This is a genomic window from Streptomyces mashuensis, assembly GCF_014654785.1.
Classification (GTDB): domain Bacteria; phylum Actinomycetota; class Actinomycetes; order Streptomycetales; family Streptomycetaceae; genus Streptomyces; species Streptomyces mashuensis.
In genome coordinates this window covers 123,142-149,069 of record NZ_BNBD01000005.1, presented here as the reverse complement: position 1 = coordinate 149,069, position 25,928 = coordinate 123,142, and the positions used below count along the sequence as shown (strand labels likewise).

Below are 25,928 nucleotides of genomic sequence, written 5' to 3'. Positions count from 1 at the left end.
CGGTTCTTCGCAGGGCAAGGCTTGCCCACATGGTCGTCGATGAGATCCACCGCTCCGCTCCGATCGTGCTGGCCTCCAACCGGGGCCCGGTCTCGTACCGGCTCGGTGAGGACGGCTCGCTGACGGCGGGCCGGGGCGGTGGCGGGCTGGTGTCCGGGCTGAGCGCGATCGGCCCGGAGGCCGGGGCGGTGTGGGTGTGCGCCGCCCTGGGCGAGGGCGACCGCGTGGCGGCCCGCCGGGCGGGCCGCAGACTGGACGCCGCCGACACCGGCGGCCAGCCGGTGCGGATGCTGGACGTGCCGGCGGAGACGTTCGCCGCGGCGTACAACGGCATCGCGAACTCGGTGCTGTGGTTCGCGCACCACATGCTGTGGCAGACGCCGCTGGAGCCGTCCTTCGACGCGGAGTTCCGTGCGCAGTGGGCGGCGTACGAGGCGTACAACGCGGCCTTCGCCGAGGCGGTGGCCGAGGAGGCGGCCGAGGGCGGCTGCGTGCTGGTGCAGGACTACCACCTCACGCTGGTGCCGGGCATGCTCCGGGTGCTCCGCCCGGACCTGCGCATCGGCCACTTCTCGCACACGCCGTGGGCCCCGCCGGACTACTACCGGCTGCTGCCGGACGACATCGCCGAGCAGGTGCTGCGCGGGGTGCTGGGCGGCGACCGGGCGGGCTTCCTGACGCACCGCTGGGCGGACGCCTTCGCGGCGTGCTGTGCGGCCACGCTGGGCGCGGAGGTGGTGCGGACGGCCGACGGCTCGGCGGAGGCGGTGCGCTTCGAGGGCCGTACGACGCGGCTCGGGGTGCACGGGCTGGGCGCGGACGCCGACTTCCTGCGCGAGCGGTCGCGCCGCGCGGACGTGGACGCGTGGCGGGCGCGGCTGCGCGAGCAGGTGGGGCCGGGCCGGCGCACGATCGTGCGGGTGGACCGCACGGAGCTGTCGAAGAACATCGTGCGGGGCCTGCGCGCGTTCCGGCGGCTGCTGGAGGAGCGGCCGCAGTGGCGCGGCCGGGTGGTGCACGTGGCGTTCGCCTACCCCTCGCGGCAGGACCTGGCGGTCTACCGCGACTACATGGCCGAGGTCGGCCGCACGGCGCAGGAGATCAACGCGGCGTTCGGCACGGAGGACTGGCAGCCGGTGGCGCTGCATCTGGACGACGACTTCCCACGCTCCCTGGCGGCGTACCGGCTGGCGGACGTGGCGCTGGTCAACCCGATCCGGGACGGCATGAACCTGGTGGCGAAGGAGGTCCCGGTGGTCTCCGACGACGGCTGCGCCCTGGTGCTGTCCCGGGAGGCGGGCGCCGCGGCGGAGCTGGGCGAGGACGCGCTGCTGGTCAACCCGTACGACGTGGAGGCCACGGCCCGCGCGCTGCACGAGGCGCTGTCGATGGACCCGGCGGAGCGGGAGCGGCGCACCAAGCGGCTGGCGGCCGCGGCCACGGCGCTGCCGCCGGCCCGCTGGTTCGTGGACCAGCTCGCGGCGCTGCAGGAGAGCTAGAGGAGGGCAGGCCGGGGCACCGGGGCACAACCCCGGCGCGCGAATGCCTCGGGCCGCCCCGGGCTCCCCGTCTGTCCGCACCGACGCGCGGGTAGCCCTGCGTACATGACAATAGGACCCCGTCGCCGGGCCGCGCTCGCCACGGCCGCCGCCCTCGTCCTGTCCCTGGGCGCCTGCTCGTCGAACTCCTCGTCGGGCACGAAGTCCTCGCCGACACCGTCCGGTGCGTCCTCCGGCTCGTCGCCCTCCGCATCCGCGCCGGCCGACGGCAAGGCCGCCGCCGTCCCCGTGGGCCCCGGCCCCCAGGGCTCGTACACCGTGCAGAAGCAGCCGTCCCAGGGTTCCTGCACGTACCGCTACACGAAGGACAAGCAGCCGCTGCCCGACCGGTCGTGCACGCCGGGCGCCACCAATCCCAAGGTCACGCAGGCCACCCTCAAGACGACGATCTGCCGCAGCGGCTACACCGCCGACATCCGTCCCCCGACGAACATCACCAGCCGGGAGAAGACGGCCAACGCCGCCTCCTACGGCTACACGGGCCCGCTGCGGGACGCCGAGTACGACCATCTGATCAGTCTCCAGCTGGGCGGCGACCCGAACGACGCGCGCAACCTGTGGGTGCAGCCGCCGTCCCCGGGCCACAAGCCGGGCGCGGGCCCGAACAACCCCAAGGACAGCGTCGAGAGCAAGCTGAAGGCGGCCATCTGCGCGGGGAAGACCGACCTGGTCAAGGCGCAGCAGGCGATCGCCACGGACTGGACGACCGCCCTTCAGGTCCTCGGCCTGACGAAGCAGGCCGAGGCGTCGAAGGACCCGAAGGCGGAGGACGGCGAGTAGTCACGGGGCAGTCCCGGGGCAGCCCCGGGGAGGGGCCCCGCCGGGGCTCAGACCCGGTCGGCCAGCGCCGCCAGCAGCCCGGCCACGCCGGCGGGCCCGTCCACCACCAGGTCGGCCCGCTCGGCGAGCTCCGTCACCTCGGCACTGCCGCTGCACACGAGCACGCCGGGCACCCCGTCCTCCCGCAGCCGGGCGACGGCCTCGAAGGCGGCGATGTCGCCCAGGTCGTCCCCGGCGTACAGCACGGCCTTGGCGCCGGTCTCGCGGACGTACTCCACCAGGGCGACGCCCTTGTCCATGCCGGGCGGGCGCAGCTCCAGCACCAGCCGGCCGGGCTCCACGACGAGGCCGTGCCGCTCGGCGAGCGCGGTCAGGGGGCCGCGCAGCGTCTCGAAGAGGGCCTGGGGGTCGGGGGCGCGGCGGGTGTGCACGGCGATGGCGCGGCCGCCCTTGTTCTCCGTCCAGGCGCCGGACCAGGCGCCGGCCGCGTCGAGGACGCCGGGGAGCTCGGCGCGCGCGGCGGCCACGCCGGGGTGCGGCTCGGGGGCGCGTACGGCACCGCTGACGGCGTCCCAGCGCTCGGCGCCGTAGTGCCCGAGCACCACGAGGTGCTCCAGGCCGGGCACCCCGGCGAACCCGCCGTACCGCACCGCCACCCCGGCCGGGCGGCCGGTGATCACGGCGACGGAGGCGAGCCGCGGCGCGAGCCGGGCCAGGGCCGGCACGGCCCCGGGGTGGGCGCGGGCCTGTTCGGGGTCGGGGACGATGTCGGCGAGGGTGCCGTCGAAGTCGAGGCCGACGACGGCGCGCCCCGGGTCGTCCAGCAGCGCGGCCAGGCCCTCGCGGCCGGCGGCGGTCACGGGTTCCGGTAGCGAATGGCTGCCCATGGGGCGACCCTACCGGGCGGCACGCCGCCGCGCGGCGGTTGTCCACAGGTCCGCCGGCGGCACGCCGTCCGGCGGACCCCGGCGGCCCGGCGGCGTCAGCGGCGCGCCCGCCGCGCCTCGCGCAGCCGGCGCAGCCGGTTGACGGTGACGGGGTCGTGGGCCAGGGCCCGCGGGTCGTCGAGGAGGACGTTGAGCAGCTGGTAGTAGCGGGCGGGCGTCATGCCCAGCTGCTCCCGTATCGCACGCTCCTTGACGCCCGGCCCGGCCCAGGACCGGCGCTCCAGGGCGAGGACGGCGAGGTCCCGCCCGGGCAGCTCGGACGATGCGCGCGGCTCGGGCGATTCCGGCAGCTCGGGCAGTTCGCTCTCCACGCCTTCCAACCTACTTGGCGGCCTCCAGGGCCGTCGCCTCGCGGTCGATCTCGCTGAGGACGGCGCGCGGGTCGGCGCCCTTGCGGACGGTCCCGCCGATCTTCTCCTTGATCATGGAGCTGATCTTGGCCCACGAGGTCTTGTCGGCGGGGTAGAAGTGGGCGTTCTGCAGACCCGCGAGGAACTGCCACAGCTTCTCGTAGGCGCGGTCGCCCTGCATGGCGGCGGAGGCGGACTCCGTCACGGGCAGCAGGTTGTACTGGCCGGTGAAGCGCAGGACGTTGGACTTGGTGTACACGAAGTCGAGGAACTTGCCCGCGAGTTCCCGGTTGCCGCCCTGGCTGAACGCCATCATCCAGTCGGCGACGCCCATGGTGGCGGTGGACAGGCCCTTGTAGCCGGGCAGCGGCGCCATCTCGTACTCGATGCCGTGGCCCTCGGCCTGCTGCATGAGGGTGGGGTGGCCGTTGAGCATGCCGACCTCGCCGCGCGTGAAGGCGTCGAAGACGTCCTGCCGGTTGGTGCGGGCCGGGTCGAGGCCGCCGACCAGGTCCTTGCCCACCAGCTCGTCGCGGAGCCAGGTGAACGCGTCGACGTTCTCGTTGGACGCGATGGTGTAGGCGCCGTTCTTGTCGGTGTAGCCGCCGCCGGCGCCCAGCATCCACAGGAACGTCTCGGCAGGGGCCTCCTCGGGGCCCAGCGGGAGGCCGAAGGGTATCTTCACGCCCGCCGCCTTGAGCTTGACGGCGGCGGCCTGGAGCTCGCCCCAGGTCTGCGGCGCCTTGGCGACGCCGGCCTTGGCGAACAGCTTCTTGTTGTAGAAGAGCAGCCGGGTGCTGGCCACGAACGGCAGGCCGTACTGCACGCGGTGCACCTCGCCCGCGCGGACCAGGCCGGTGATGAAGTCGGCCTGGGTGGGGATGGAGAGCATCTTGTCGACGCTGTACAGCTTGCCGGCGGCGGCGAAGTCGGCGTACGCGCCGATCTGCGCGATGTCGGGGGCCTTGCCGGCGGCGACCAGGTCGGCGACCTTCTTGTCGACCTCGGTCCAGCTGTAGACCTCGACGTCGACCTTGACGCCGCTGTGCTCCTTCTCGAACGCGTTCGCCAGGTCGTCCCAGTACTTCTTGGAGCTGTTGGCCGGTTTGTCACCGTAGTCGGCGGCGATCAACTTGAGCTTCTTGCTGCCGCCGGGGGTCGTGCCGCCGCACGCCGTCAGCGTGGGCGCCAATGCCGCCGTGGCGGCACCCGCCGCCGTCATCCCCAAGAACCGCCGCCGCTGCACTCCTGCTACCCACCTTGTGGTTCGTGTTCGTCCCGTGGAGACCGTGAATCTCTCCCCCCGGAGACCGTGGTTCTCATGGAGACCGTGAGTTTCTCCCGCGCGCCACCTTAAGGGCTACGTTTCCGGCGTTGCGCTTCGGTATCGCCGTAGTGGCCGTCCTCGCGGTCTTCCCCCAGGTCAGCGCGGACTGCTATGCACAGCGCGGACGCCCCGACGGCAGGACCGACGGCAAGGAGCCGTGAAGAGATGAAGCCCTCACGCACCTCACGCCCCTCACCCACCTCACGCACCGCCGAAGAACTCGCCACCCAGCCCGCCTGCTGGCGCCGCGCCGCCGGGACGGCCCGTACGGCGGGCGGCCTGCCCGTGCCGGGCGAGCGGGTGGCGGTGACGGGATGCGGCACGTCGTGGTTCATGGCGCAGGCGTACGCGGCGCTGCGGGAGGCGGCGGGCCAGGGCGAGACGGACGCGTACCCGGCGTCGGAGTTCCCCGTGCGGCGCCGCTACGACCGGGTCGTGGCCATCACCCGCTCCGGGACGACGACGGAGGTGCTGGACCTCCTCGGCCGGCTGACCGATCCGGCCACGACCATCACGGCAGACCCATCGCAACTCCCCCAAAGGCCTTCAGCGGAACATATCGCCATACCTTGGGCGGACGAGGAGTCGGTGGTGCAGACCCGGTTCGCCACCACCGCCCTCGCCCTCCTGCGCGCCGGGCTCGAACGGCACGGCGCGCTGCCGCCGGACGTCCGTACGGTCGCCGAGGCGGCCGCCCACGCGGAGGAGGCGCTGGCCGCCCCGCTGCCCCCGGCCGCCGTCCGGGCCGGGCAGTGGACGTTCCTGGGCCGGGGCTGGGCGTACGGCCTGGCGCAGGAGGCGGCGCTGAAGATGCGCGAGGCCGCGGGCGCGTGGACGGAGGCGTACCCGGCGATGGAGTACCGGCACGGCCCGGTGGCGATCGCGGGGCCGGGCCGGGTGACGTGGGGGCTGGGGCCGGTGCCGGAGGGCCTGGCGGCGGAGGTGGCCCGCGCGGGCGGCACGTACGAGGGGGTCGCGGGGCGCGACCCGATGGCGGAGCTGGTCCGGGCGCAGCGCCTGGCGGTGACGCTGGCGGAGCGCGCCGGCCGCGACCCGGACGCGCCCCGCAACCTGACGCGCAGCGTGATCCTGGACGGCTGACCGGGCCGGCGCGCAGGCCGGCCGGGGCCCCCGCCCGGCGAGTGGACTAGACCTTTCCATCCGTCCGCGCGAAACTACAGGCGTGAAACACGTCATCGCCCTCGACGTCGGCGGCACCGCCATCAAGGCCGCCCTCATCGGTGCAGACCACTCGCTGCTCCACGAGACCCGGCGCCCCACCGACCGCCACCGCGGCCCCGGCGCCGTCGTCGAGGGCATCCTCGCCCTCGCCGAGGAGCTCCACGCGCACGGCCTGCGCACGCTCGGCACCGCCGCGGCCGCCGCCGGCGCGGCCGTGCCCGGCATCGTGGACCCGGCCACCGGCACCGCCGTCTACGCCGCCAACCTCGGCTGGAAGGACGTACCGCTCCGCGACCTCCTGCGCGAGCGCCTCGGCGGCATCCCCGTCGCCCTCGGGCACGACGTCCGTACCGGCGGCCTCGCCGAGGGCCGTATCGGCGCCGGGCGCGGCGCCGGCCGCTTCCTCTTCGTGCCGCTCGGCACCGGCATCGCCGGCGCCATCGGCATCGACGGCCGCATCGAGGCGGGCGCCCACGGCGCCGCCGGGGAGATCGGCCACGTCGCCGTGCGCACCGGCACGGACGCCGTGGCGTGCGGCTGCGGCGGGCGCGGCTGTCTGGAGACGCTCGCCTCGGCGGCCGCCGTCTCGCGCGCCTGGGCGCGGGTGAGCGGCGACCCCGGCGCGGACGCGGCGGCGTGCGCCGCGGCTGTGGCGGCGGGCGACCCGCGCGCCCGCGCCGTGTGGCAGGAGGCGGTGGACGCCCTCGCCGACGGCCTGATCGTGGCGCTCAGCCTGCTCGACCCCGGCACCCTGATCATCGGCGGCGGCCTGGCGGAGGCCGGCGAGACGCTGTTCGCCCCGCTCCGGGAGGCGGTGCGGGAACGGCTCGCGTTCCGCACGATGCCCCGCATCGTGCCGGCGGCGCTGGGCGACCGCGCGGGCTGCCTGGGCGCGGGCCTGATGGCGTGGGACGCCCTGGAGACCGCCGGGACAGCTCTGCCCGGCCCCCGTACCCCCCACCACCCCAGCACCCCGAACCCCACCACTCCCACGGAGGTATCCGCCTGATGGTCGAACGAACGGTTCTCGCCGGCGCCCGCGTGGTGCTGCCGACCGGTGTCGTGGAGGGGGGCCGCGTCACGGTCGAGGGCGGACGCATCGTCGCCGCCGCCGGCGACGGACGCGCAGCGGCGGCGGAGTTCGTGCTGCCCGCGGACCACACCGTCGTCCCCGGCTTCGTGGACGTCCACTGCCACGGCGGCGGCGGGGCCTCCTTCTCGTCCGCCGACCACGACGAGGCCCTCACCGTCGTCCGCACGCACCGCGCGCACGGCACCACGACCCTCGTCGCGTCGACCGTCACCGGCGACCTCGACGACCTCGGCCGCCAGGCGTCCGTCCTCGCCGACCTCACCGAGCAGGGCGAGCTCGCCGGCATCCACTTCGAGGGCCCGTTCATCTCCCCGCACCGCTGCGGCGCGCACCAGCCGGAGCTGCTGCGCGAGCCGCACCCGGCGGACGTGCGCAAGCTGCTGGACGCGGCGCGCGGCGCCGCCCGGATGATGACGCTCGCGCCGGAACTGCCCGGCGGCCTGGACTCGGTGCGCCTGCTGGCCGAGAGCGGCGTGATCGCGGCGGTCGGCCACACCGACTCGTCGTACGAGGCGACGCGGGAGGCCGTCGACGCGGGCGCCACGGTCGCCACCCACCTCTTCAACGCGATGCCGTCGCTGCTGCACCGCGAGCCCGGCCCGGTCACGGCCCTGCTGGAGGACGAGCGGGTCACGGTCGAGCTGATCAACGACGGTACGCACCTGCACCCGGCCGTCCTGCAGCTGGCGTTCGCCCGCGCGGGCGCGGACCGGGTCGCGTTCATCACGGACGCGATGGGCGCCGCCGGCATGAGCGACGGCCCGTACCGCCTCGGCCCGATGGCGGTCGAGGTGCGCGACGGCGTGGCACGCATCAGCGAGGGCCCGACGGCGGGCTCCATCGCCGGCTCGACGCTGACGCTGGACACGGCGTTCCGGCGCGCGGTGACCGTCGACGGCCTGTCCCTCCCGGACGCCGTGCGGGCCCTGTCCGCGACCCCGGCCCGCCTGCTGGGCCTCGCCGACCGCGTCGGCTCGCTGGAGCCGGGCAAGGACGCGGACCTGGTGGTCCTCGACGGCGCGTACGAGGTCGTCGGCGTGATGCGCCGCGGCGCCTGGCTGGTACGCCCGGACTCGCCCCGAATGTCCGGCGACTGACGGCTGCTGACGCTGCCTCACCACAGCGGCGGCGGGCCCGAGGTCTGGGCCTGCCGCCGCTGTTTTGGCATGATCGCTGCGCATGTCCGCGACGCCGCCGAGGATGTCGGCCGGGCTGCCGTCCGCGAAACCGCCGCAGGGGCCGAGTCAACGAGAGAGGCGCAGATGATCCTCACGGTCACGCTCAACGCCGCGCTCGACCTGACCTACCGCGTACCCGTACTGACCCCGCACGCCGCGCACCGCGTCGCGCGGGTCACCGAACGGCCCGGCGGCAAGGGCCTGAACGTCGCCCGCGTCCTGGCCGCACTGGGCCACGAGACGGTGGCCACCGGCTTCGTCGGGGGCGCCACGGGCGAGGCCGTGCGCCGCCTGCTGGAAGAGAGCGCCGGCCCGCTGACGGACGCGCTGGTGCACGTCTCCGGCAGCACCCGGCGCACCGTCACCGTCGTGGAACCCGCCGGCGAATCCCCCGACCCGGCGGCGACGACGCTGCGCCTCGCCACCGAACCGACCCGCTTCGACGAGCCCGGCCCGCACATCACGCCCGAGGAGTGGGCGGCGTTCGGCGAGCGGTACGCGCGCCTGCTGCGGGACGCCCGCGTGGTGGCGCTGTGCGGCAGCCTGCCGCCGGGCGTGCCGGTGGGCGCGTACGCGCACCTCGTACGGCAGGCGCGGGCGCACCACGTCCCCGTGCTGCTGGACACCGCCGGGGAACCGCTGCGCCGCGGCATCGCGGCCCGCCCCGACGCGGTGAAGCCCAACACGGCGGAGCTGGCGGCCCTCACGGGCTCCACGGACCCGCTGCGCGCCGCGCAGGACGCCCGCCGCCGGGGCGCGCACGTGGTGGCGGCGTCCCTGGGCCCCGACGGCATGCTGGCGGTCACGCCCGAGGGCACGTGGCTGGCGGCCCCGCCCCGCCCGCTGTACGGCAACCCGACGGGCGCCGGCGACTCGGCCGTGGCGGCCCTGCTCGCCGGCTGGCTGGAGGGCCGGCCGTGGCCGGACCGGCTGGCGGACGCGGTGGCACTGTCGGCGGCGACGGTACGGGCGCCCGCGGCGGGCGAGTTCGACGCGAAGACGTACGACGACCTGCGCGACCGGATCCGCGTGTCGCCCCTGTAACCGGCGTAACGCCTCGCCGCGCTGGGAAGAGCAGTGCTCATGACACTCGTCCGCACCGGCGACCTCATCGGCGAGGCGCGCGCCGCCGGCAGGGCCGTCCTGGCCTTCAACGTCATCACCGTCGAGCACGCCGAGGCCGTCGCGGCGGGCGCCGAGGCGGCGGGCGCGCCCGCCGTCCTCCAGGTCTCGGAGAACGCCGTGAAGTTCCACGGCGGCCGGCCCGGCCCCCTCGCTGCCGCCACAGCCGCCGTCGCCCGCGCGGCCGCCGTCCCCCTCGCCCTGCACCTCGACCACGTGGAGAGCGAGGAGTTGCTGCGCTCGGCCGCCGTGCACGGCTTCGGCTCCGTCATGTTCGACGCCTCCCGCCTGCCGTACGCCGACAACGTGAAGGCGACGGCGGAGGCGGTCCGCTGGGGCCACGCCCGCGGCATCTGGGTGGAGGCGGAACTGGGCCGCATCGGCGGCAAGGCGGGCGACGCCCACACACCGGGCGTCCGCACCGACCCGGCCGAGGCGGCGGCCTACGTCACGGACACCGGCGTGGACGCCCTCGCCGTGGCCGTCGGCAGCACGCACGCCATGACGGAACGCACCGCCACCCTGGACCACACCCTGATCGCAGCCCTCCGCACGGCAGTCCCGGTCCCGCTCGTCCTGCACGGCTCCTCGGGCGTCCCGGACGAGGAACTACGCCGCGCCGTCCAGTCCGGCATCACAAAAATCAACGTCGGCACGGCCCTGAACAGGGCCTACAGCGCCGCTGTACGCGCCTACCTGGAGACCCACCCCACGGTGGTGGACCCCCGGAAGTACCTCGCGCCGGCGCGTAGGGCGATGGCGGAGACGGTGACGGCGTACCTGCGGGCTACTTGCTGAGCCAGATCTGGTCGAGGTGCACTTCGCACCGGTTGCCGGGCTCGCAGGAGAGCTTGATGACGTTGGTGCCCTTGTTGAGGTCGATGTTGGCCCAGGTGTTCTTCCACCCGGCCTCCCAGTCGCCCTCCTTCGTGCCACCGAAGTTGTTCATGCGGATGGCGCGGGTGTCGCCCTTGCCGTTGGCGGTGATCGTGAGGTCGGCGTCCTTGCCGGGCACGCCGTAGCGGACATTGAGCTTGTACGTCGCGGCCGCGTCCACGTCCACGGTCCACTCGACGGCGGCACCCACCGAGTTCATCCCGGTGATGTACAGACCACCCTCGGACTGAGCGCCCTTGACGGTCCTCTCGGTCGTGGCGCCACCGCTGAGCTTGAGCGTCGCGGCGTCGCGCTTCAGCAGTCCGGCCGCCGAGGGGTTCTTGGACTTGTCGTCCTTGCCCTGCTTCTTGTCCTCGTCGTCCTTCTGCTTGCCCGAGTCGTCCTGGTCCTTGCCGTTGTTCTGGGTGACGACCTTGTCGCTGCTGCCGCCGGCCTGGCCGCCCTTGTCGTCCGAGCTGTTGGTCATCATCGCGACGCCGATGCCGCCCGCCACGACCACCACGACGGCTATCGCGGCTATGAGCAGCCCGCGCCGCTTCGGCCGGGCCGCGCCGGGCGCGGGCTGGGCGGCGTGGCCGGACCGGGCGGGCGTGCCGCCCGGGAGGGTCTCGGGTGCCGCGTAGTGCGGGTTCGGCTGCCGGGCGGCGGACTGCTGGCCGCCGTACGTGCGTGAGCCGACCGGGCGCACCTGGTTGTACGACGTGCGCGGGACGCCCGGCTGGCGGGCGGCGCGGCCGTCGTCGGTCTGCCCGTCACCGCCCTCCGAGCGGTACAGGTAACCGAACGGGTCGTCGTTCTCCGGCGTCCCGGTGCCGTTCGTACCGGCCGTCATCCCTGTCACTCCCCACATGGTGCTGCCCATCGGCTGCCCACGCTCGTACGCTCAACGGTCGGCGGCGCTGCCGCACCGGCGCAGCCTACCCCGAGCCGGGCGGACCACGCCGGGCGGCAGTCGTACGGAACGGGTGTAAAAACGGTCGTAAAGCAGGCGTAAGTCAGCTGTAAGTGCACAAGCGACCCGCGCACCACGGCGTGCGGCCCGGCGCGCGTCGGCCGACGTGTCAGCCCGCGCGTCTGCCCGCCTTGGCGCGCGACCGCTTCTCCCGGTACATGCGCTGGTCGGCGGAGTGCAGCACCTCGTCCGCGGACATGCCGCAGCCCGCCCAGCCGATGCCGAAGCTGGCCCCGACCCGTACCGCCCTGCCGTCGACCCGCATGGGCGGCAGGATCGCGTTGCGCAGCCGCTCCGCGAGGTCCTCCGCGTCGGCCAGTCCCAGGCCGTCGGCGAGGACGACGAACTCGTCGCCGCCGAGGCGCGCGACCGTGTCGCCGTCGCGGACACCGTTGCTGAGCCGCCGCGCGACCTCGATCAGCACCGCGTCACCGGTGTGGTGCCCGTACTGGTCGTTGATCGACTTGAAGCCGTCCAGGTCGCAGAAGAGGACGGCCAGGCCCTTGGCGCCGTCCGCGCCATCGGCGTCCGGCGCCACGACGTGCTCGTGGTGGTCGTAGGCGTGCCGGTCGTAGCCGGCGCCGTACTCCTCGGGCGGGAAGTCGGGCGCGTACTCGCACCCGGCGTCCGCGCCGAAGCCGTGCGCGGCACCGCCGGCCACCGCGTCGAGCCCGTGGCCGTGGCCATGACCGTGGCCGTGGATGGCCACGCCGTCGCCGTCCACGAAGCCGTCCCGGAAGCCCTCCGGGTACGCGCCCGGGTACGCCCCCTGGAACGTGCCCTCGTACACGCCCGAGGGGGCACCCGCGTGTGCGCCCTGGTGCGCGCCCTGCGGCGCCGTGAGCGCCGGCGCGTGCGTCTCGCTGCCCGGCGGCCGGCCGCACAGCCGGGCTGCGAGGCGCGCGCGCAGCTCGGCGCTGTTGGGCAGGCCGGTCAGCGAGTCGTGGCTGGCGCGGTGCGCCAGCTGGAGCTCGTGCCGCTTGCGCTCCTCGATGTCCTCCACGTGGGTGAGGAGGAACCGTGGCCCGTCGGCGGCGTCGGCGACGACGGAGTTGCGCAGCGAGACCCAGACGAACGTGCCGTCGCGGCGCGCCAGGCGCAGCTCGGCGCGGCCGCCCTCGGCGGACGTGCGCAGCAGCGTGCCGATGTCGTCGGGGTGCACGAGGTCGGAGAAGGAGTAGCGGCGCATCTGGGAGGCGGAGCGGCCCAGCAGCCGGCACAGGGCGTCGTTGGTGCGGTGCAGCCGGCCGTGCTGGTCGCCGCCGAGCTCGGCGATGGCCATGCCGCTGGGCGCGTACTCGAACGCCTGCCGGAAGCTTTCCTCACTGGCCCGCAGCGCCTGCTGTTCGCGTTCGAGCCGGACCAGGGCGCGTTGCATGTTTGCGCGAAGACGAGCATTACTGATCGCAATCGCCGCCTGGGAGGCGTACATCTGGAGCGCCTCACGGCCCCAGGCGCCGGGGCGGCGGCCGTTGCGCGGCTTGTCGACGGATATGACGCCGAGGAGCTCGCCGCCGGCCGGGCCGGTGGTGAACATGGGCGCGAAGAGGCGGTCCATGGGGTGCCACTCCTCCGCGAAGCGCGGCGCGGGCCCGCCGGTGTGCCACTGGGGGACGTCGTCGTCGTCGAGGACCCAGCCCTCGGTGTACGGGATGAAGCGGAGGTCGCCCCACTGCTCGCCCATGGCCAGCCGCCGCTCCCAGGACACCCGGGAGCCGACCCGCCCGGCCATCAGGGCCTCCGCGCTGGCGCTGCCGGCCACGGCGGCGACGACGAGATCGCCGTCGGGGCGGACGAGGTTGACGGCCGCGAGCTCGTAGCCGAGGCCGGCGACCACGCCGTCGGCGACGGTCTGCAGGGTGTCCGCGAGGCTGCGCGCGGTGTTCAGGTCCGCGATCGCCTTATGGACCTGCCTCAAGGTCGCCAGGCGGACATACGGCTCCGACTCGGTCTCCATAGCTCGCTCTCCCCCGAGACCTCGACAGCATCTCCAGACTTGTACGTGTGGCTCGTCCGTTTACCGGGCCACTGAATCACAGCGAGCTGACCACCCGGTACACAGGGTCAACAATTACCGCCCTATGTGACTCATGTCACATGATCGGATGAACGTCGCCTACTGGCGTTCGAGCGGCCTTTTATGCTTCGTGAACGCAAATCGCCGGGTCGGGCACATGCCGCCCGCATACCTCCCCACCTGCGACGACATGGCCGGAGCAGACCCGGATGAACGGCGTGCGACGAACAGCGGAACAGCATGTGAACACGGTCGGCGCGGACCTCCGCAAAGGACCGGCGCGGGCCCTAGGACCCGTCTGGTCCCCCAGCCCGATGCGCCGCCCGGGCCGGGCGAGCTAGCGTGCGGAATGTGTTGCAGACGACTTCGGCTCCCTCGGCCCCCGAGACCGGCATAGCTCATTCTGAAGGAGTGACCGCCGACGAATTCCGCGCCGCCCTCGCCCGCCTCGCCGCGGGCGTGGTGCTGGTGACCGCGCACGACCCCGAGGACGGGCCGCGCGGCGAGGACGTCGGGATGACGGCCACGTCCTTCATCTCCGTGTCCCTGGACCCGCCCCTGGTGCTGATCAGCGTCCGCGACGGCTCCCGCATGGACGAGCTGCTGGAGCGGCAGCCCCTGTGGGCGGTCTCCGTGCTCTCCGAGAGCCAGCGGCACATCGCCGGGCGGTTCGCGATGAAGGGCCGGGTCAGCGACCGACTGCTGTTCGAGGACATCGCCTACGAGCGGGGCGCGGCCAGCAGCGCGCCGCTGGTGCGGGGCGCGCTCTCCGTCCTGGAGTGCCGGACGGAACAGCGGGTGCGCGCCGGGGACCACACGCTGGTGGTGGGCCGGGTGCTGCGCGCGGACGCGCCGCCGACGGAGAGCGGCCCCCTCGGGTACTTCCAGGGCAAGTACCGCCGCGTCACGTAAGAGGCCGTGGGGGCGGTGGGGGCGGTCGGCGAGGGGCGTCAGCCCCAGTCGCGCCCGGTGCGGCCCCGCTTGGTCTCGCCGCGCTGCTTCTTCTCGCGCAGCCGCCGCTCGTTGATGCCGCGCGGGATCTTCGTGGGCCGCCGCTTCCGGGGCGGGGGCGCCGACGCCTCGGCCAGCAGCGCCGCCAGCCGTACGGCCGCCGCCTCGCGGTTGCGCCACTGCGAACGGTGCTCGGAGGACCGTACGGCCACCACGCCGTCGACGAGCTGGCCCGCGAGCCGCTCCAGGGCGCGCTCCTTCCACACCTCGGGCAGGGCCTGCGTCGCGGCGAGGTCGAAGCGCAGCTCCACCTGGCTGTCGCTGGTGTTCACATGCTGGCCGCCCGGCCCGGAGGAACGCGAGAAACGCCACATGAGCTCGGCCTCGGGCAGCGAGACGGAGCCACGGATGACGTAGGGACCGGACATGTGTCCCATGTTCCCCCGGCGGGCGGGCCGGCGTCACATCGTTTTGTCGGGCGCGACTGGAACCCGGGGCGGGGGGATCGGCGTTTACCGGGGTGACTGCGTGCCGCAGGGCCGCATCGCAGCACCGACGTATCGAAGTACCGATGCATCCGACGAAAGGGACACATCCCATGGCTGTAAGCCTGTCCAAGGGCGGCAACGTCTCCCTCACCAAGGAGGCCCCCGGCCTGGCGGCCGTCACGGTCGGCCTCGGCTGGGACGTCCGCACCACCACGGGCACGGACTTCGACCTCGACGCGAGCGCCATCGCCGTGAACGCGGCGGGCCGGGTCTACTCCGACGCCCACTTCGTCTTCTTCAACAACAAGTCGACGCCGGACCAGTCCATCGTCCACACCGGCGACAACCGCACGGGCGAGGGCTCGGGCGACGACGAGCAGATCAACGTCAACCTGGCGGCCCTCCCGGCCGACGTCGCCAAGATCGTCTTCCCGGTCTCCATCTACGACGCCGAGCAGCGCGGCCAGAACTTCGGCCAGGTCCGCAACGCCTACATCCGCGTCGTCAACCAGGCCGGCGGCGCCGAGATCGCCCGCTACGACCTGAGCGAGGACGCGGCCACCGAGACGGCGATGGTCTTCGGCGAGCTCTACCGCAACGGCGCGGAGTGGAAGTTCCGCGCGGTCGGCCAGGGCTACGCGTCGGGCCTCGTGGGCATCGCGAAGGACTTCGGCGTCAACGTCTGAGGCGCGGGCGGGGGGTGGGGCCGCGCCCGGCTCCACCCCCGTTCCTGTCGCGTGCTGCGCCGTCAGGCGGCGGTGCGGGTGAAGAACTCCAGGTTGTGGCCGTCGGGGTCGTTGACGTAGAAGCCCCGGCCGCCGTGCATGGCGTTCAGCTCACCGGACCGCTTGTGGTACGGGTCGGCCCAGTACTCCAGGCCCTTCTCGACCACGCGGGCGTGAATGGCGTCGAACTCCTCGTCGCTGACGTGGTAGGCGAGGTGCTGCATCTGGATCTGGTCGCGCGGGATGAAGTGGTCCGCGTAGTCGATCGTCACGCCGTTCTCCACGACGACGGCGGCGAACGGCCCGTTGACCGCCGGCTCCGGGGCGCCGATGAGCTCGGCGAAGAACCGGGCCGCCACAAAGCGGTCACTGCTGTTGACGACGGTGTGGTCCAGACGGACGGGCATCGGTGGCTCCTCGACGAGCTGACGTGTGTAAGGGTCTCTCTCGACTTGCACCTATGACAGTACGCGGAGGGCGCCGCTCCCGCATCAGACCGGGGCCCTAGGCCGCACAGTTGCACGCGCACGGTCGTACGGCCTGCCCCCCTGCTCGAACGGCCTCGGTCTCAGGTGAGGTTCTCCTGCGCCCACCGCGAGACCCCGCCCAGCGCGGCCGCCGCCCTGTCGACGGCGCCGGTGGCGACGGGCTGGCCGGCCTGGCCGTCGTAGCCCTGGAGGCCCGTCTCCGCCTCGACCATCCGCGCAACGCGGTACAACTCCTCGGCCGCCCGCCGGGCGTCCGGTCCGGCGTGGCGGTAGGCCACCTGGAGCGCGGCCGAGTCGCCGTCGTAGTCCAGTTGCAGATAGCCCGGCGGCGCCGTACGGCACAGCGTCAGGCAGGACGGGTACTCCTCGCACTCGACCGGTCCACCCACAGCCTCGCCCACCCGTCGCACGAGCCGCTCCCACACCGCGCGCTGACCGGCGGTCAGCCTCATCGGCTCGGGGTCGGCGTCCGGGTCGTACGCCGCGTTGATGTCGTCCAGCACCTCGTCATAGGTGCGGCCGGCAGGGACGCGCAGGAAGTGGATCTCGTAGGGCACCATCCGTAGCGTACGGACCGCCGTGCCCCGTGCCTCACTCCAGCGTGCAGGCGACGCACCGCACGGCGAAAGGCCGGCCCCCTTCGCCGACCATCACCGTCTCGCCGCGCCCCGCGCACACCGTGCACCCGCGCCAGGCCCCACGGCCCCGCGCCCGTCCCCGCGCGGCCTCGCGTTTCCGGTGGAAACGCACCACGTCCGCCTGCCGGGGGTCGGCCCACTCCCGCGGCCGCTGAATCCCGTACCCGGAGTCACTGTCGGCCATGCGAAACCCCTTCGTCGACGAACGTGGGGGGACTGTACCGCCCGGCCACCCGCCCCGGACCGCGTTGTCAGTGGCCCGTGCCATCGTGGGTCCCATGCTTGCGATCCGCGTGGAGACGGAGAACGGCCGGCGGTACGTGGAGCCGGCGGCCGGCGAACTCGACGGCCTGGTGCGCCGCATAGGCGGCGACGGCGACCGGTTCCTCGTCGTCCAGCGCGTCCCCGACCTGCCCGACGTCTTCATACAGGTGTGGCACGAGGAGAGCGGCGACTACCTGCTGGAACACCGCGCCGGCGACCCCGGCCGCCACTTCCAGGTGGCGCTGGACGACCCCGGCACGGTCGCCGCCACGATGACCGCCTGGGCGCGCCTGGCGCCGGACTGGGATGCCGGCCTCGCATGGGAGCCGCTCGCCTTCCCGCCCGCGGCCCCCGTACCGCCGCTGGAGCTGGACGAGGCGGAGCGCAGGGATCTGGAGGAGTGCGTCCGTACGGCACTGGCCGGTGGCTACGTGACGCGCGACGGCCTGGCCGAACTGGCCGAGGACCACCTCGTGTCGGGCGACCGGCGCCCCGTCACGCCGGACCAGGCCCGTCACCTGGCCGACCGCATGTGGCTGGAGCGCGTCGCCGAACAGGCCGGCTGGCCCGTCGAGACGGACCCGGACCGCGTCCACCGCGCCTTCACCGCCCTGGAGTCCACGGGCGTCACCGCGCGCGAGAACTTCACGTGCTGCTCCACCTGTGGTCACGCGGAGATAGCCGAGTCGGGGGCCCCGGACGCCCGCGGGTTCGTCTTCTTCCACCACCAGAGCACGGACGCCGTGGCAGCCGGGCACGGCCTCACGCTCCACTACGGCGGCTTCGACGACTCGCCGGAGACGACGACGGCGGTCGGCCACGAGGTCGTGGCGGCGCTGCGGGCGGAGGGCCTGACGGTGGAGTGGGACGGCGACGCGCGGAAGGCCATTACGGTGGCACCGCTGACGTGGCAGAAGCGGCTGGTGGGATAGGAGCGACGCGACACATGGTCTTCGGGAGGAACGCGGCGAGGCGCGGGGACACCGAGCCCGGCCTGCCGGTGGCCGACTGGCGTGACGTCCGGCGCTTCGTCGTCGACATCGTGGAGCGCGAGGCCGGCCCCGGCCGGAAGCGCCCGGTGCTGGGCTCGGGCGGCAACGCGATACGCGTCCCCCGCCGTGTCGGGCAGGACCGTGTGAAGCAGCCGTGCGCGTTCGTGGGGTCCGGCACGGTCGGCGTCCGTGACACCGGCAGGGTGGTCTACGCGGACCAGGAGCGGCAGCGGGTGCTGTGCCGCCTCGACGAGGTGCCGGGCGAAAGCGGCGGGGACGAGCGGCGCTACGTCGTGCGCGACGGGGAGGGCCGGGAGATCGGCACGGTCCGCCGGGTCCCGCCCTCGAACGCGGTGGTCCGCCACACGTGGCGCATCGAGCAGCCGGGCCGGCCGGAGATCGTGGGCCGCAACAAGTGGGTGGCGGTGCCACGGCAGGAGGTACCGGCCCGCGCACTCGGCACGCTCCTCGGCGGCATGCTCGACTCCGCCCTCTCCTTCGGCGCCGAGGAAGGCGACCAGCCGCGGGAACGGACGCTGCTGTGGCTGGCGGACGAGGAGGAAGTGATGCAGTCCACCGGGCCCGACTTCCGCATCGAGGCCGCCTGGCTGGACCGTCGCCTGGCGTTCGCGGTGGCGTGCCTCGGCGACCGCTGAAGCGGGCCGGGGCCCGGCTCGCTACCGTTCCCGGGCGGTGGATTTCTACATCTCCCGGGCGGCGGAGGTGAGCGACATGTCCGCGTAGCGTTCGCCCGCCACCCGGCCGGCGATCGGCTCCAGCAGCGCCAGTTCCCCGGCGGTGAGCGTGATGCGCGTGGCGGCCGCGTTCTCCAGGAGGCGGGCGCGCTTCCGGGTGCCGGGGATCGGCACCACGGTCAGGCCGTGCACCTCGGCCCGTTGCTGCACCCAGGCCAGGGCGATCTGCGCCGTGGTCGCGCCCCGCTCGGCCGCGATCCGGTGCAGGGGCGCCAGGAGAGCGGCGTTCGCCCGGGCGTTGTCGCCGGTGAACCGCGGCAGCAGCTGCCGGAAGTCGCCGCCGGAGAGGTCCTTGTGCGCGTCGGCGAAGGCACCGGTCAGGAAGCCCCGCCCGAGCGGCGAGTACGGTACGAACGCGACCCCGAGCTCCGCGGCGGCGCCCACCGCGCTGCGTTCGACGTCCCGGCTGAAGACCGACCACTCCGTCTGGAGGGCCGTGATCGGGTGCACGGCGTGCGCCTCCCGCAGCTCCGCGCCGGTGACCTCGCTCAGGCCGAGGTACTTGACCTTGCCCTCCCGGACGAGGTCGGCCATGGCGCCGACCGATTCGGCGAGCGGCACCTCGGGGTTGCGGCGGTGCATGTAGTAGAGGTCGATGACGTCGGTGCCGAGCCGGCGCAGGCTCGCCTCGACGGCCTTCCTGATGTAGCCGGGGTCGTTGCGGATGGCCCGGTACGAGGGGTCGTCGGCGCGGTACTCGAAGCCGAACTTGGTGGCGAGGGTGATCTCGTCGCGGTGCGCGGCGACGAACGGCGCGAGGAACTCCTCGTTGGCGCCGGCCCCGTACATGTCGGCGGTGTCGATGAGGGTGACGCCCGCCTCGACCGTGGCCTCCAGCGTGTCGCGGGCAGCGGCGGTGTCCGTCTCCCCGTAGGCCGCGCTGATGCCCATGGCGCCGAAGCCCTGGATGCCGACGAGGGGGCCGCCGGTGCCGAGTTCGGTCCTGCGTATCTGTTCGGTGGTGTTGCTCATGGTGGCGCTCAGGCCCCTTCCGGCGCCCGGTGGGCACCCGCATAGAAATCGATCTTTGCGTCGAGCACGGCGACGGTGTCCTGGAGCTCCGCGATGCGCGTGAGGACCTCCTGGCGGGTCCGCTCCAGGATGTCCCGCCGTTCGTCGTAGGTGGCCTCGCCCTCGAGGACCAGTTCCGCGAACCGCACCATGTCGGCCACCGGCATCCCGGTCAGCCGCAGCCTGCGCACGAAGTCGAGCCAGTCCAGGTCCCGGTTGCCGAACAACCGTTGCCCACTGTGCGACCGCTCGACCTGCGGCATCAGCCCGATCTGCTCGTACCAGCGCAGCGTGTGGGCCCTGAGCCCGGTGAACGCCGCCACCTCACTGATCGTGTACCGGTCCTGGCCGTCGGGCCGGGGGTGGTCCGACCCGGCGGCCACACAGATGTCGTTCGCCGTCATGCCGATCACGCTAGGACCTTCAAGTGCACTTGAAGCAAGAAGACGGTGGTAGCACACCATGGCACCACGTGGCACCACGCCGCGCCGACCACCGTTTCCCCAGGTCAGGCAGCACAGCAAAGCCCCCGACACTTCGATGACACCATCGGGGGTTGCATGTGGCACCAAAGTGGTGCCACACTAACGTCATGGATCTGACTCCGTATGTCGACACCCTCCGCCGTGAACTCGCGGTGGCCGCCGAAGCCGGCGGGGACGATGCCCGCGAGCTGGCCGAGCGGCTCACCACTCCGCTGGAGTCGGCGACCCGCCTGACCATGCTCAACGTGCTCTCCGCCGCGATGGACGAGATCACCCGCGAACTCGCCCCCGGCTCGGTCGACGTACGGCTGCGCGGACTCGACCCCGACTTCGTCGTGACGCTCCCGCCCTCCCACGGCGGCTCCGCCGAGGCCGCGGCGGCCGCCGGGCCCGCCGAGCCGCTCGCGGCCCCCGCCCCGCCGCCCGCCGACGGCGACGAGGGCGGTACGGCCCGCGTGAATCTGCGCCTGCCGGCGCACCTCAAGGCGCGCGCCGAGGAGGCGGCGAGCCGTGAGGGCCTGTCGGTCAACGCCTGGCTGGTACGGGCCGTGTCGGCCGCGGTCGACGGCGGCACCCGGCCGCGTGCGCCGCAGAAGACCCACACCGTCGGGCAGAGCATCACGGGCTGGGTGCGCTGACCGCACCGCCCGCCCCTCCCCCTTCACACCACGTCACACCACGTCCCACCTGCGGGGACGCCCCCACGACCCAAGAGGACGGTACAGCCATGCCTTCTTTCGCCACTCCCGAGCCGATCGCGGTCACGGCGCAGGTCGAGGCCGGTTCCATCCGGTTCGCCGCGAGCGACCGCTCCGACACCGTCGTCGAGGTGCGGCCCCGCGACCCGAAGAAGGACCTCGACGTGCGGGCCGCCGACCAGACCGAGGTCACGTACGCGAACGGTGCGCTGACGGTCCGGACGCCCAAGCCGCGCTACCTCGTCGGCCGCACCGGGGTCGTCGACGTCACCGTCGAACTGCCCACGGGTTCGCGCGTCGACACGACCGGCGCCTGGGCCCAGGTCGTGGGCGAGGGCCGGCTCGGCGAGGTCCGCGTGAAGACCTCGTCCGGGGACGCCCGCCTCGACACGACCGGCCCGCTGAAGCTGACCGCGTCGCACGGCACCATCACGGTCGGCCACGTCCAGGGCCCGGCCGAGATCACCACCAGCTCGGGCAGCCTGCGCGCCGGCGTCCTCGACGGCCCGGCCGTCCTGAAGAACTCGCACGGCAGCACGACCGTCGACGCCGCCCTCGGCGAGCTGCGGGTGAGCGGCGCCCACGGCGACATCGAGGTCCGGCGCGCCGCGGGCTCGGTCACCGCCACCACCGCGCACGGCACCGTGCGCGTCGGCGAAGCGGTTCGCGGCACCGTGCAGCTGGAGACCTCCTACGGCTCCATCGAGGTCGGTGTCCGCGAGGGCACCGCCGCCTGGCTCGACGTCAGCTCCGGCTCGGGCCAGGTCCGTAACACGCTGACCGCGACCGAGGGCCCGGACCAGGCCGAGGAGACCGTCGAGGTCCGCGCCCGGACCCGGCACGGCAACATCGACATCCTCCGCGCCAAGGCGTGAGCGCTCCCCTCCTCGGCACCACCCGTCACCCGCCGCCACGACCTCCGAACGGGAGGGCCCCATGGGCTCCTTTGTCATGCTCACAACCAGCCGTGCGGACGGCCGGCAGCCGTCCACCGCCACCTCCGCCGCCATCTCCGCCACCAACCTGCGCAAGTCCTACGGCGACAAGCTCGTCCTCGACGGCATCGACCTGCACATCCCGGCCGGCAGCATCTTCGCGCTGCTCGGCCCCAACGGCGCCGGCAAGACCACCGCCGTCAAGATCCTCTCCACCCTCGTCTCCCCCGACGCCGCCTCCGGCGACATCCGCATCGCCGGCCACGACCTCGCCACCGACCCCCAGGCGGTCCGCGCCGCCATTGGCGTCACCGGCCAGTTCTCCGCCGTCGACGGCCTGATCACCGGCGAGGAGAACATGCTCCTCATGGCGGACCTCCACCACCTGTCCCGCCGCGAGGGCCGCCGCACCGCCGCACGGCTCCTGGAACGCTTCGACCTCGTCGACGCCGCGAAGAAGCCGGCCTCCACCTACTCCGGCGGCATGAAGCGCCGCCTCGACATCGCCATGACCCTCGTCGGCGACCCGCGCATCATCTTCCTCGACGAACCGACCACCGGCCTCGACCCACGCTCCCGCCACACCATGTGGGGCATCATCCGCGAACTCGTCACCGGCGGCGTCACCGTCTTCCTCACCACGCAGTACCTGGAGGAGGCCGACGAGCTCGCCGACCGCATCGCCGTGCTCCACAACGGCCGGATCGCCGCCGAGGGCACCGCCGCGCAACTCAAGCGGCTCGTCCCCGGCGGGCACGTCCGCCTCCGCTTCACCGACCCGGCCGCGTACCGGTCCGCCGCCATGGCACTGCCCGAGGCCGGCCGGGACGACGAGTCCCTCACCCTCCAGCTCCCCAGCGACGGCAGCCAGCGCGAACTGCGCTCGATCCTCGACCGGCTGGACTCGGCCGGTATCGAGGCCGACGAGCTGACCGTGCACACGCCCGACCTCGACGACGTGTTCTTCGCCCTGACCGCCCAGGAGACCGCCCGATGAGCTCCCTCTCCCTCGCCCTCCGCGACTCGTCCACGATGCTGCGCCGCAACCTCCTGCACGCCCGGCGCTACCCCTCCCTCACGCTGAACCTGCTCCTCACGCCGGTCATGCTGCTGTTGCTCTTCGTCTACGTCTTCGGCGACGTGATGAGCGCGGGCATCGGCGGCGGAGGCGCGGACCGCTCCGCGTACATCGCCTACCTCGTGCCCGGCATCCTGCTGATGACCATCGGCGGCACCGTGGTCGGGACGGCGGTGTCCGTCTCCAACGACATGACCGAAGGCATCGTCGCCCGCTTCCGCACGATGGCGATCCACCGCGGTTCGGTGCTCGTCGGGCACGTCGTCGGCAGCGTGCTCCAGTCCGTCATGAGCGTCGTCCTCGTGGGCGCCGTCGCCGTGGCCATCGGCTTCCGCTCCAAGGACGCCGGCCCCCTCGAATGGCTCGCGGCGTTCGGCCTGCTCGTCCTCTTCGCCACCGCCCTCACCTGGATAGCGGTCGGCATGGGCCTCGTCAGCCCGAACGCGGAGGCCGCGAGCAACAACGCCCTGCCGATGATCCTGCTGCCGCTCCTGTCCAGCGCGTTCGTCCCGGTCGATGCCATGCCCGGCTGGTTCCGGCCGGTCGCCGAGTACCAGCCGTTCACGCCCGCCATCGAGACCCTGCGCGGCCTGCTGCTCGGCACCAGGATCGGCCACAACGGCTGGCTCGCGGTCGCCTGGTGCGTGGGCCTCGCGGTGCTCGGCTACGCCTGGTCGACGTCGACGTTCCACCGCGACGGGAAGTGAGACCGGCCCCGTCCGGCGAGCGGCCGGTCAGCCGGTCATGGGGGCGCAGCGCATGCCGATGTAGACGCAGCGTGTGCCGTCGGGCAGGGCGGAGAAGACCACCGGCGTGTAGTCCGTACTGAAGGCCGAACCCACGCCCGTGCCGGCGAAGGCCGTCCCCGTGACCGGCAGCAGGTCGATCCCAAGGGGCTTCGAGAAGTCCTTCATGCCGTCGACGAATTCGTAGAGCGCGTGCCCGGCGCCGTCCTTCTCGGTCACCGTGATGACCACGCCCTCGCGCCGGTACGTACCGACGAGCGGTGCCCAGTCCACCACGGGCGGCGTGGCCGGCGGGGCGAAGGGCTCCGGCATGGCCACCCCCGCCAGATCGGCGAGCAGCTCGCGGTAGAGCGCCGCGTACACCTCGCGCGCACCGCCGCCGTTGGTGAGCAGCGCGACGGCGACGCCGGCCGACGGCACCACGCGCAGGTAGCCGTACTGCCCGATGGAGGCGCCGTCGTGACCGTATCCCTCGACACCGTTCCAGTCGTACAGGGTCCAGCCCAGGCCCCAGCCGTCCGAGCTGACCGTCCACTTGTCGGGGCAGTCCACCACCCGGCGCTGCATCAGGGCGACCGTCCCCTCGGAGAGCACGCGGGTGCCGTCCTCGGCCACACCGCCGGCCAGGTGCATCCGTGCGAACCGGGCGAGGTCGCCCGCGGTGGCGATGACCCTGCCGTACGGGCCCGCCGACCGCGGCATCATGTCCCACTCCGGTGCCGGTGCAGGATCCTGGCCCGGCTCGCCCAGGTGCCCCATGGCTGCGCGGAAGCGCAGCGCCTCTTCGGGCAGGGTCATGGTGTGCGTGAGACCGAGCGGGGTCAGCAGCAGGTCCTTGAGCGCTTCGTCCCACGTCGTGCCGGTCACCACCTCGACGATCCGGCCGAGCACGTTGTAGCCGACGCTGCTGTACGAGATCGCGGTGCCGGGCGGGCAGTCGAGCGCGACGTCCTTCGCGGCCTCGACGTACTTGGCGAGGCAGTCGTCGCCGCGCCCGCTGTCGTGGTTGAAGTCGCAGGTGAGCCCGCTCGTGTGGCTGAGCAGGCGGCGGATGGTGATCATCCTGGTCGTTTCGGGGTCACCGACCGAGAACTCCGGCAGCACGTCCGTGACCGGCGCGTCCAGTTCGAGCCGGCCGGACTCGACGAGCTGCATCACCAGGGTGGCCGTGTAGAGCTTGGCTATCGAGCCCATCTGGAAGACCGAGTCGGTCGTCGTCTCCACGCCCGTGCCGCGGTGCAGGACGCCACTCGCCCATGCGTGGACGGTTCCGTCGACGAGAACGGCCAAGGACGCTCCCGGCACGTGGTGCTCGGCGCAGAGCTGGTCGAGGCGGGCCTGCCACCGGGCGAGATCCAGCTTCCGCCCGGCCGAGTTCCGGGTCCCCCATGCCCCTTCGACGCTCCAGTTGCCCTGTTCGTCAAACTTCATACCGTTCCGCACAGTTGACTCCCCCTCGACGCAAGGCGTTCTCGCGATGCGAACACTGTACGCATCAGCGATCACCGTTCGCAAGGTGCGTACGGCGTCGACTACGGTGAGAGGCAACAAACAGCAGATCGACCCATGGGAGTGAGCGCGTATGCCTGCCGACGCGAAGCCGATCACCTCGGTGTGGACTCGTCCGCACCGCCCGCAGCGCGAGCAGCTGACGCGGGAACAGATCGTGGCCGCGACGATCGAGCTCCTGGACCTGGAGGGCGTCGAGGCGCTCAGCATGCGCAAACTCGGCACCCGCCTGAACGCCGGCGCCACGTCCCTCTACCGCCATGTGGCCAACCGGGACGAGCTGATCCAGCTGGCCGTGGACGACGTGTTCGGCGAACTGGACCCGCCGGCCGCCGTCACCCGCGGGACATGGCGCCCGGCGGTCGCCCGCGCCGCCGCCGATCTGCGGGCGATGGTCCTGCGCCACCCGTGGGTCGGCCCCGAACTCGGCCAGGTCGGCCTCCTCCACGTGGGCCCGAACGCCGTCCGCATGACATCGGGCCTTCTCGCACAGTTCAAAGCGGCCGGATTCCCCGCAGGCGAGGACGACCAGGCCACGGGTGCCCTCATGGCCTACGTCATCGGGGTCGCCACCAGCGAGGCCGCCTACCTCTCGTTGATCACCCGCAGCGGCGTCCCCGAACGCGAATGGCTGTCACACCACAGCCCGGACTTCGACGAGGACGCGGATCCGCAGCGACTGCGCGACGACCGCTTCGCCTACGGACTCGACCGAATTCTGGACGGCCTCGCCGGCCGGCTCACGCCGGGGAAGTGACTGT

The 25,928-nt window shown here is 73.3% G+C and carries 28 protein-coding genes; 16 read left to right on the top strand and 12 right to left on the bottom strand.

What is annotated here, in order from left to right:
* Positions 1 to 29 precede the first annotated feature (29 nt).
* Together IE305_RS14865 and IE305_RS14860 are read left to right on the top strand one after the other, a co-directional pair.
* On the top strand, positions 30 to 1,499 hold the full coding sequence (locus IE305_RS14865; RefSeq protein WP_190130031.1) for an alpha,alpha-trehalose-phosphate synthase (UDP-forming): 1,470 nt from the start codon (positions 30 to 32) through the stop codon (positions 1,497 to 1,499).
* 105 nt (positions 1,500 to 1,604) lie between these two features.
* Positions 1,605 to 2,339, top strand: a complete 735-nt coding sequence (locus IE305_RS14860; RefSeq protein WP_190130030.1) for a hypothetical protein — start codon at positions 1,605 to 1,607, stop codon at positions 2,337 to 2,339.
* A 47-nt stretch (positions 2,340 to 2,386) separates the two neighbouring features.
* Here IE305_RS14860 and otsB read toward each other — a convergent pair whose 3' ends face one another.
* From otsB to IE305_RS14845, 3 genes are all read right to left on the bottom strand, one after another.
* A complete protein-coding gene (otsB, locus tag IE305_RS14855) occupies positions 2,387 to 3,226 on the bottom strand; it encodes a trehalose-phosphatase (protein WP_190130029.1) in 840 nt (279 codons plus the stop codon).
* A 95-nt stretch (positions 3,227 to 3,321) separates the two neighbouring features.
* Positions 3,322 to 3,597 carry a DUF3263 domain-containing protein gene (locus IE305_RS14850; RefSeq protein ID WP_373311628.1) on the bottom strand — a complete coding sequence of 92 codons (276 nt, stop codon included), beginning with the start codon at positions 3,595 to 3,597 and terminating at the stop codon, positions 3,322 to 3,324.
* 10 nt (positions 3,598 to 3,607) lie between these two features.
* Complete coding sequence (locus tag IE305_RS14845) at positions 3,608 to 4,858, bottom strand: extracellular solute-binding protein (RefSeq protein WP_190130028.1); 1,251 nt, start codon at positions 4,856 to 4,858, stop codon at positions 3,608 to 3,610.
* Positions 4,859 to 5,128: 270 nt separating this feature from the next.
* Between IE305_RS14845 and IE305_RS14840 the strand changes: the two genes are divergently transcribed.
* The 5 genes from IE305_RS14840 (at position 5,129) to IE305_RS14820 (ending at position 10,336) form a co-directional block, all read left to right on the top strand.
* Positions 5,129 to 6,064, top strand: a complete 936-nt coding sequence (locus tag IE305_RS14840; RefSeq protein WP_190130027.1) for an SIS domain-containing protein — start codon at positions 5,129 to 5,131, stop codon at positions 6,062 to 6,064.
* An 82-nt stretch (positions 6,065 to 6,146) separates the two neighbouring features.
* Complete coding sequence (locus IE305_RS14835) at positions 6,147 to 7,154, top strand: ROK family protein (protein ID WP_190130026.1); 1,008 nt, start codon at positions 6,147 to 6,149, stop codon at positions 7,152 to 7,154.
* Positions 7,154 to 8,335 carry an N-acetylglucosamine-6-phosphate deacetylase gene (nagA, locus tag IE305_RS14830; protein WP_190130025.1) on the top strand — a complete coding sequence of 394 codons (1,182 nt, stop codon included), beginning with the start codon at positions 7,154 to 7,156 and terminating at the stop codon, positions 8,333 to 8,335. Before IE305_RS14835 ends, nagA begins: the two co-directional genes overlap by 1 nt.
* A 165-nt stretch (positions 8,336 to 8,500) precedes the next feature.
* Positions 8,501 to 9,460, top strand: coding sequence for a 1-phosphofructokinase family hexose kinase (locus tag IE305_RS14825; protein WP_190130325.1), 960 nt, complete (start codon positions 8,501 to 8,503; stop codon positions 9,458 to 9,460).
* A 39-nt stretch (positions 9,461 to 9,499) separates the two neighbouring features.
* Positions 9,500 to 10,336, top strand: coding sequence for a class II fructose-bisphosphate aldolase (locus tag IE305_RS14820; RefSeq protein ID WP_190130024.1), 837 nt, complete (start codon positions 9,500 to 9,502; stop codon positions 10,334 to 10,336).
* Here the strand turns inward: IE305_RS14820 and IE305_RS14815 are convergent.
* Both IE305_RS14815 and cdgB read right to left on the bottom strand, forming a co-directional pair.
* Positions 10,326 to 11,267 (bottom strand): carbohydrate-binding protein, encoded by a 942-nt coding sequence (locus IE305_RS14815; RefSeq protein WP_190130324.1) that lies wholly within the window; start codon positions 11,265 to 11,267, stop codon positions 10,326 to 10,328. The two genes, IE305_RS14820 and IE305_RS14815, sit on opposite strands and share 11 nt — an antisense overlap.
* 229 nt (positions 11,268 to 11,496) lie before the next feature.
* Positions 11,497 to 13,344, bottom strand: coding sequence for a diguanylate cyclase CdgB (gene cdgB, locus IE305_RS14810; protein WP_190130023.1), 1,848 nt, complete (start codon positions 13,342 to 13,344; stop codon positions 11,497 to 11,499).
* Between the two features lie 411 nt (positions 13,345 to 13,755).
* On the opposite strand from cdgB, the gene IE305_RS14805 reads away from it, so the two are divergent.
* Positions 13,756 to 14,316, top strand: coding sequence for a flavin reductase family protein (locus IE305_RS14805; protein ID WP_229890985.1), 561 nt, complete (start codon positions 13,756 to 13,758; stop codon positions 14,314 to 14,316).
* 38 nt (positions 14,317 to 14,354) lie between these two features.
* Here the strand turns inward: IE305_RS14805 and arfB are convergent, their stop codons facing one another.
* Complete coding sequence (gene arfB / locus IE305_RS14800; protein ID WP_190130021.1) at positions 14,355 to 14,792, bottom strand: alternative ribosome rescue aminoacyl-tRNA hydrolase ArfB; 438 nt, start codon at positions 14,790 to 14,792, stop codon at positions 14,355 to 14,357.
* A 161-nt stretch (positions 14,793 to 14,953) separates the two neighbouring features.
* Here arfB and IE305_RS14795 point away from each other — a divergent pair, with 161 nt between their 5' ends.
* Positions 14,954 to 15,529 (top strand): TerD family protein, encoded by a 576-nt coding sequence (locus IE305_RS14795; protein ID WP_190130020.1) that lies wholly within the window; start codon positions 14,954 to 14,956, stop codon positions 15,527 to 15,529.
* Between the two features lie 62 nt (positions 15,530 to 15,591).
* Here IE305_RS14795 and IE305_RS14790 read toward each other — a convergent pair whose 3' ends face one another.
* From IE305_RS14790 to IE305_RS14780, 3 genes are all read right to left on the bottom strand, one after another.
* On the bottom strand, positions 15,592 to 15,975 hold the full coding sequence (locus IE305_RS14790; protein ID WP_190130019.1) for a VOC family protein: 384 nt from the start codon (positions 15,973 to 15,975) through the stop codon (positions 15,592 to 15,594).
* Positions 15,976 to 16,136: 161 nt separating this feature from the next.
* The gene (locus IE305_RS14785) at positions 16,137 to 16,616 is read right to left on the bottom strand and encodes a hypothetical protein (RefSeq protein WP_229890983.1); all 480 of its coding nucleotides are present in this window, start codon (positions 16,614 to 16,616) and stop codon (positions 16,137 to 16,139) included.
* A gap of 31 nt (positions 16,617 to 16,647) precedes the next feature.
* The gene (locus IE305_RS14780) at positions 16,648 to 16,878 is read right to left on the bottom strand and encodes a hypothetical protein (RefSeq protein WP_190130018.1); all 231 of its coding nucleotides are present in this window, start codon (positions 16,876 to 16,878) and stop codon (positions 16,648 to 16,650) included.
* A 94-nt stretch (positions 16,879 to 16,972) separates the two neighbouring features.
* Between IE305_RS14780 and IE305_RS14775 the strand changes: the two genes are divergently transcribed.
* Together IE305_RS14775 and IE305_RS14770 are read left to right on the top strand one after the other, a co-directional pair.
* Entirely contained in the window at positions 16,973 to 17,890 is a 918-nt protein-coding gene (locus IE305_RS14775) for a DUF6891 domain-containing protein (protein WP_190130017.1), read from the top strand.
* A gap of 14 nt (positions 17,891 to 17,904) precedes the next feature.
* On the top strand, positions 17,905 to 18,606 hold the full coding sequence (locus tag IE305_RS14770; RefSeq protein WP_190130016.1) for a hypothetical protein: 702 nt from the start codon (positions 17,905 to 17,907) through the stop codon (positions 18,604 to 18,606).
* 45 nt (positions 18,607 to 18,651) lie between these two features.
* On the opposite strand, the gene IE305_RS14765 is transcribed toward IE305_RS14770, so the two are convergent.
* Both IE305_RS14765 and IE305_RS14760 read right to left on the bottom strand, forming a co-directional pair.
* Positions 18,652 to 19,677: an aldo/keto reductase gene (locus IE305_RS14765; RefSeq protein WP_190130015.1), complete on the bottom strand. Its 1,026-nt coding sequence runs from the start codon at positions 19,675 to 19,677 to the stop codon at positions 18,652 to 18,654.
* A gap of 8 nt (positions 19,678 to 19,685) precedes the next feature.
* Positions 19,686 to 20,120, bottom strand: a complete 435-nt coding sequence (locus tag IE305_RS14760; RefSeq protein ID WP_190130014.1) for a MerR family transcriptional regulator — start codon at positions 20,118 to 20,120, stop codon at positions 19,686 to 19,688.
* A 188-nt stretch (positions 20,121 to 20,308) separates the two neighbouring features.
* Here IE305_RS14760 and IE305_RS14755 point away from each other — a divergent pair, with 188 nt between their 5' ends.
* The 4 genes from IE305_RS14755 to IE305_RS14740 all read left to right on the top strand — a co-directional run bounded on the left by IE305_RS14755 (position 20,309) and on the right by IE305_RS14740 (position 23,619).
* The gene (locus tag IE305_RS14755; RefSeq protein WP_190130013.1) at positions 20,309 to 20,839 is read left to right on the top strand and encodes a toxin-antitoxin system HicB family antitoxin; all 531 of its coding nucleotides are present in this window, start codon (positions 20,309 to 20,311) and stop codon (positions 20,837 to 20,839) included.
* Between the two features lie 89 nt (positions 20,840 to 20,928).
* The gene (locus IE305_RS14750; RefSeq protein WP_190130012.1) at positions 20,929 to 21,774 is read left to right on the top strand and encodes a DUF4097 family beta strand repeat-containing protein; all 846 of its coding nucleotides are present in this window, start codon (positions 20,929 to 20,931) and stop codon (positions 21,772 to 21,774) included.
* Between the two features lie 76 nt (positions 21,775 to 21,850).
* Positions 21,851 to 22,831 carry an ATP-binding cassette domain-containing protein gene (locus tag IE305_RS14745; protein WP_229891043.1) on the top strand — a complete coding sequence of 327 codons (981 nt, stop codon included), beginning with the start codon at positions 21,851 to 21,853 and terminating at the stop codon, positions 22,829 to 22,831.
* Positions 22,828 to 23,619 carry an ABC transporter permease gene (locus IE305_RS14740; RefSeq protein WP_190130010.1) on the top strand — a complete coding sequence of 264 codons (792 nt, stop codon included), beginning with the start codon at positions 22,828 to 22,830 and terminating at the stop codon, positions 23,617 to 23,619. Before IE305_RS14745 ends, IE305_RS14740 begins: the two co-directional genes overlap by 4 nt.
* 27 nt (positions 23,620 to 23,646) lie before the next feature.
* Here the strand turns inward: IE305_RS14740 and IE305_RS14735 are convergent, their stop codons facing one another.
* Positions 23,647 to 25,089 carry a serine hydrolase domain-containing protein gene (locus tag IE305_RS14735; RefSeq protein WP_229890981.1) on the bottom strand — a complete coding sequence of 481 codons (1,443 nt, stop codon included), beginning with the start codon at positions 25,087 to 25,089 and terminating at the stop codon, positions 23,647 to 23,649.
* Positions 25,090 to 25,240: 151 nt separating this feature from the next.
* On the opposite strand from IE305_RS14735, the gene IE305_RS14730 reads away from it, so the two are divergent.
* Positions 25,241 to 25,924: a TetR/AcrR family transcriptional regulator gene (locus IE305_RS14730; protein WP_190130008.1), complete on the top strand. Its 684-nt coding sequence runs from the start codon at positions 25,241 to 25,243 to the stop codon at positions 25,922 to 25,924.
* Positions 25,925 to 25,928: the final 4 nt, after the last annotated feature.

Coding starts and splice junctions, on each gene's coding strand:
- IE305_RS14795 (WP_190130020.1), top strand. CDS start 14,954: ATGGCTGTAAGCCTGTCCAAGGGCGGCAACGTCTCCCTCACCAAGGAG.
- IE305_RS14790 (WP_190130019.1), bottom strand. CDS start 15,975: ATGCCCGTCCGTCTGGACCACACCGTCGTCAACAGCAGTGACCGCTTT.
- IE305_RS14735 (WP_229890981.1), bottom strand. CDS start 25,089: ATGAAGTTTGACGAACAGGGCAACTGGAGCGTCGAAGGGGCATGGGGG.
- IE305_RS14785 (WP_229890983.1), bottom strand. CDS start 16,616: ATGGTGCCCTACGAGATCCACTTCCTGCGCGTCCCTGCCGGCCGCACC.
- IE305_RS14825 (WP_190130325.1), top strand. CDS start 8,501: ATGATCCTCACGGTCACGCTCAACGCCGCGCTCGACCTGACCTACCGC.
- IE305_RS14745 (WP_229891043.1), top strand. CDS start 21,851: ATGCTCACAACCAGCCGTGCGGACGGCCGGCAGCCGTCCACCGCCACC.
- IE305_RS14865 (WP_190130031.1), top strand. CDS start 30: ATGGTCGTCGATGAGATCCACCGCTCCGCTCCGATCGTGCTGGCCTCC.
- IE305_RS14730 (WP_190130008.1), top strand. CDS start 25,241: ATGCCTGCCGACGCGAAGCCGATCACCTCGGTGTGGACTCGTCCGCAC.
- IE305_RS14845 (WP_190130028.1), bottom strand. CDS start 4,858: ATGACGGCGGCGGGTGCCGCCACGGCGGCATTGGCGCCCACGCTGACG.
- IE305_RS14740 (WP_190130010.1), top strand. CDS start 22,828: ATGAGCTCCCTCTCCCTCGCCCTCCGCGACTCGTCCACGATGCTGCGC.
- IE305_RS14760 (WP_190130014.1), bottom strand. CDS start 20,120: ATGACGGCGAACGACATCTGTGTGGCCGCCGGGTCGGACCACCCCCGG.
- IE305_RS14860 (WP_190130030.1), top strand. CDS start 1,605: ATGACAATAGGACCCCGTCGCCGGGCCGCGCTCGCCACGGCCGCCGCC.
- IE305_RS14815 (WP_190130324.1), bottom strand. CDS start 11,267: ATGACGGCCGGTACGAACGGCACCGGGACGCCGGAGAACGACGACCCG.
- IE305_RS14775 (WP_190130017.1), top strand. CDS start 16,973: ATGCTTGCGATCCGCGTGGAGACGGAGAACGGCCGGCGGTACGTGGAG.
- IE305_RS14770 (WP_190130016.1), top strand. CDS start 17,905: ATGGTCTTCGGGAGGAACGCGGCGAGGCGCGGGGACACCGAGCCCGGC.
- otsB (WP_190130029.1), bottom strand. CDS start 3,226: ATGGGCAGCCATTCGCTACCGGAACCCGTGACCGCCGCCGGCCGCGAG.
- arfB (WP_190130021.1), bottom strand. CDS start 14,792: ATGGGACACATGTCCGGTCCCTACGTCATCCGTGGCTCCGTCTCGCTG.
- IE305_RS14755 (WP_190130013.1), top strand. CDS start 20,309: ATGGATCTGACTCCGTATGTCGACACCCTCCGCCGTGAACTCGCGGTG.
- IE305_RS14820 (WP_190130024.1), top strand. CDS start 9,500: ATGACACTCGTCCGCACCGGCGACCTCATCGGCGAGGCGCGCGCCGCC.
- IE305_RS14765 (WP_190130015.1), bottom strand. CDS start 19,677: ATGAGCAACACCACCGAACAGATACGCAGGACCGAACTCGGCACCGGC.
- IE305_RS14840 (WP_190130027.1), top strand. CDS start 5,129: ATGAAGCCCTCACGCACCTCACGCCCCTCACCCACCTCACGCACCGCC.
- IE305_RS14780 (WP_190130018.1), bottom strand. CDS start 16,878: ATGGCCGACAGTGACTCCGGGTACGGGATTCAGCGGCCGCGGGAGTGG.
- nagA (WP_190130025.1), top strand. CDS start 7,154: ATGGTCGAACGAACGGTTCTCGCCGGCGCCCGCGTGGTGCTGCCGACC.
- IE305_RS14750 (WP_190130012.1), top strand. CDS start 20,929: ATGCCTTCTTTCGCCACTCCCGAGCCGATCGCGGTCACGGCGCAGGTC.
- cdgB (WP_190130023.1), bottom strand. CDS start 13,344: ATGGAGACCGAGTCGGAGCCGTATGTCCGCCTGGCGACCTTGAGGCAG.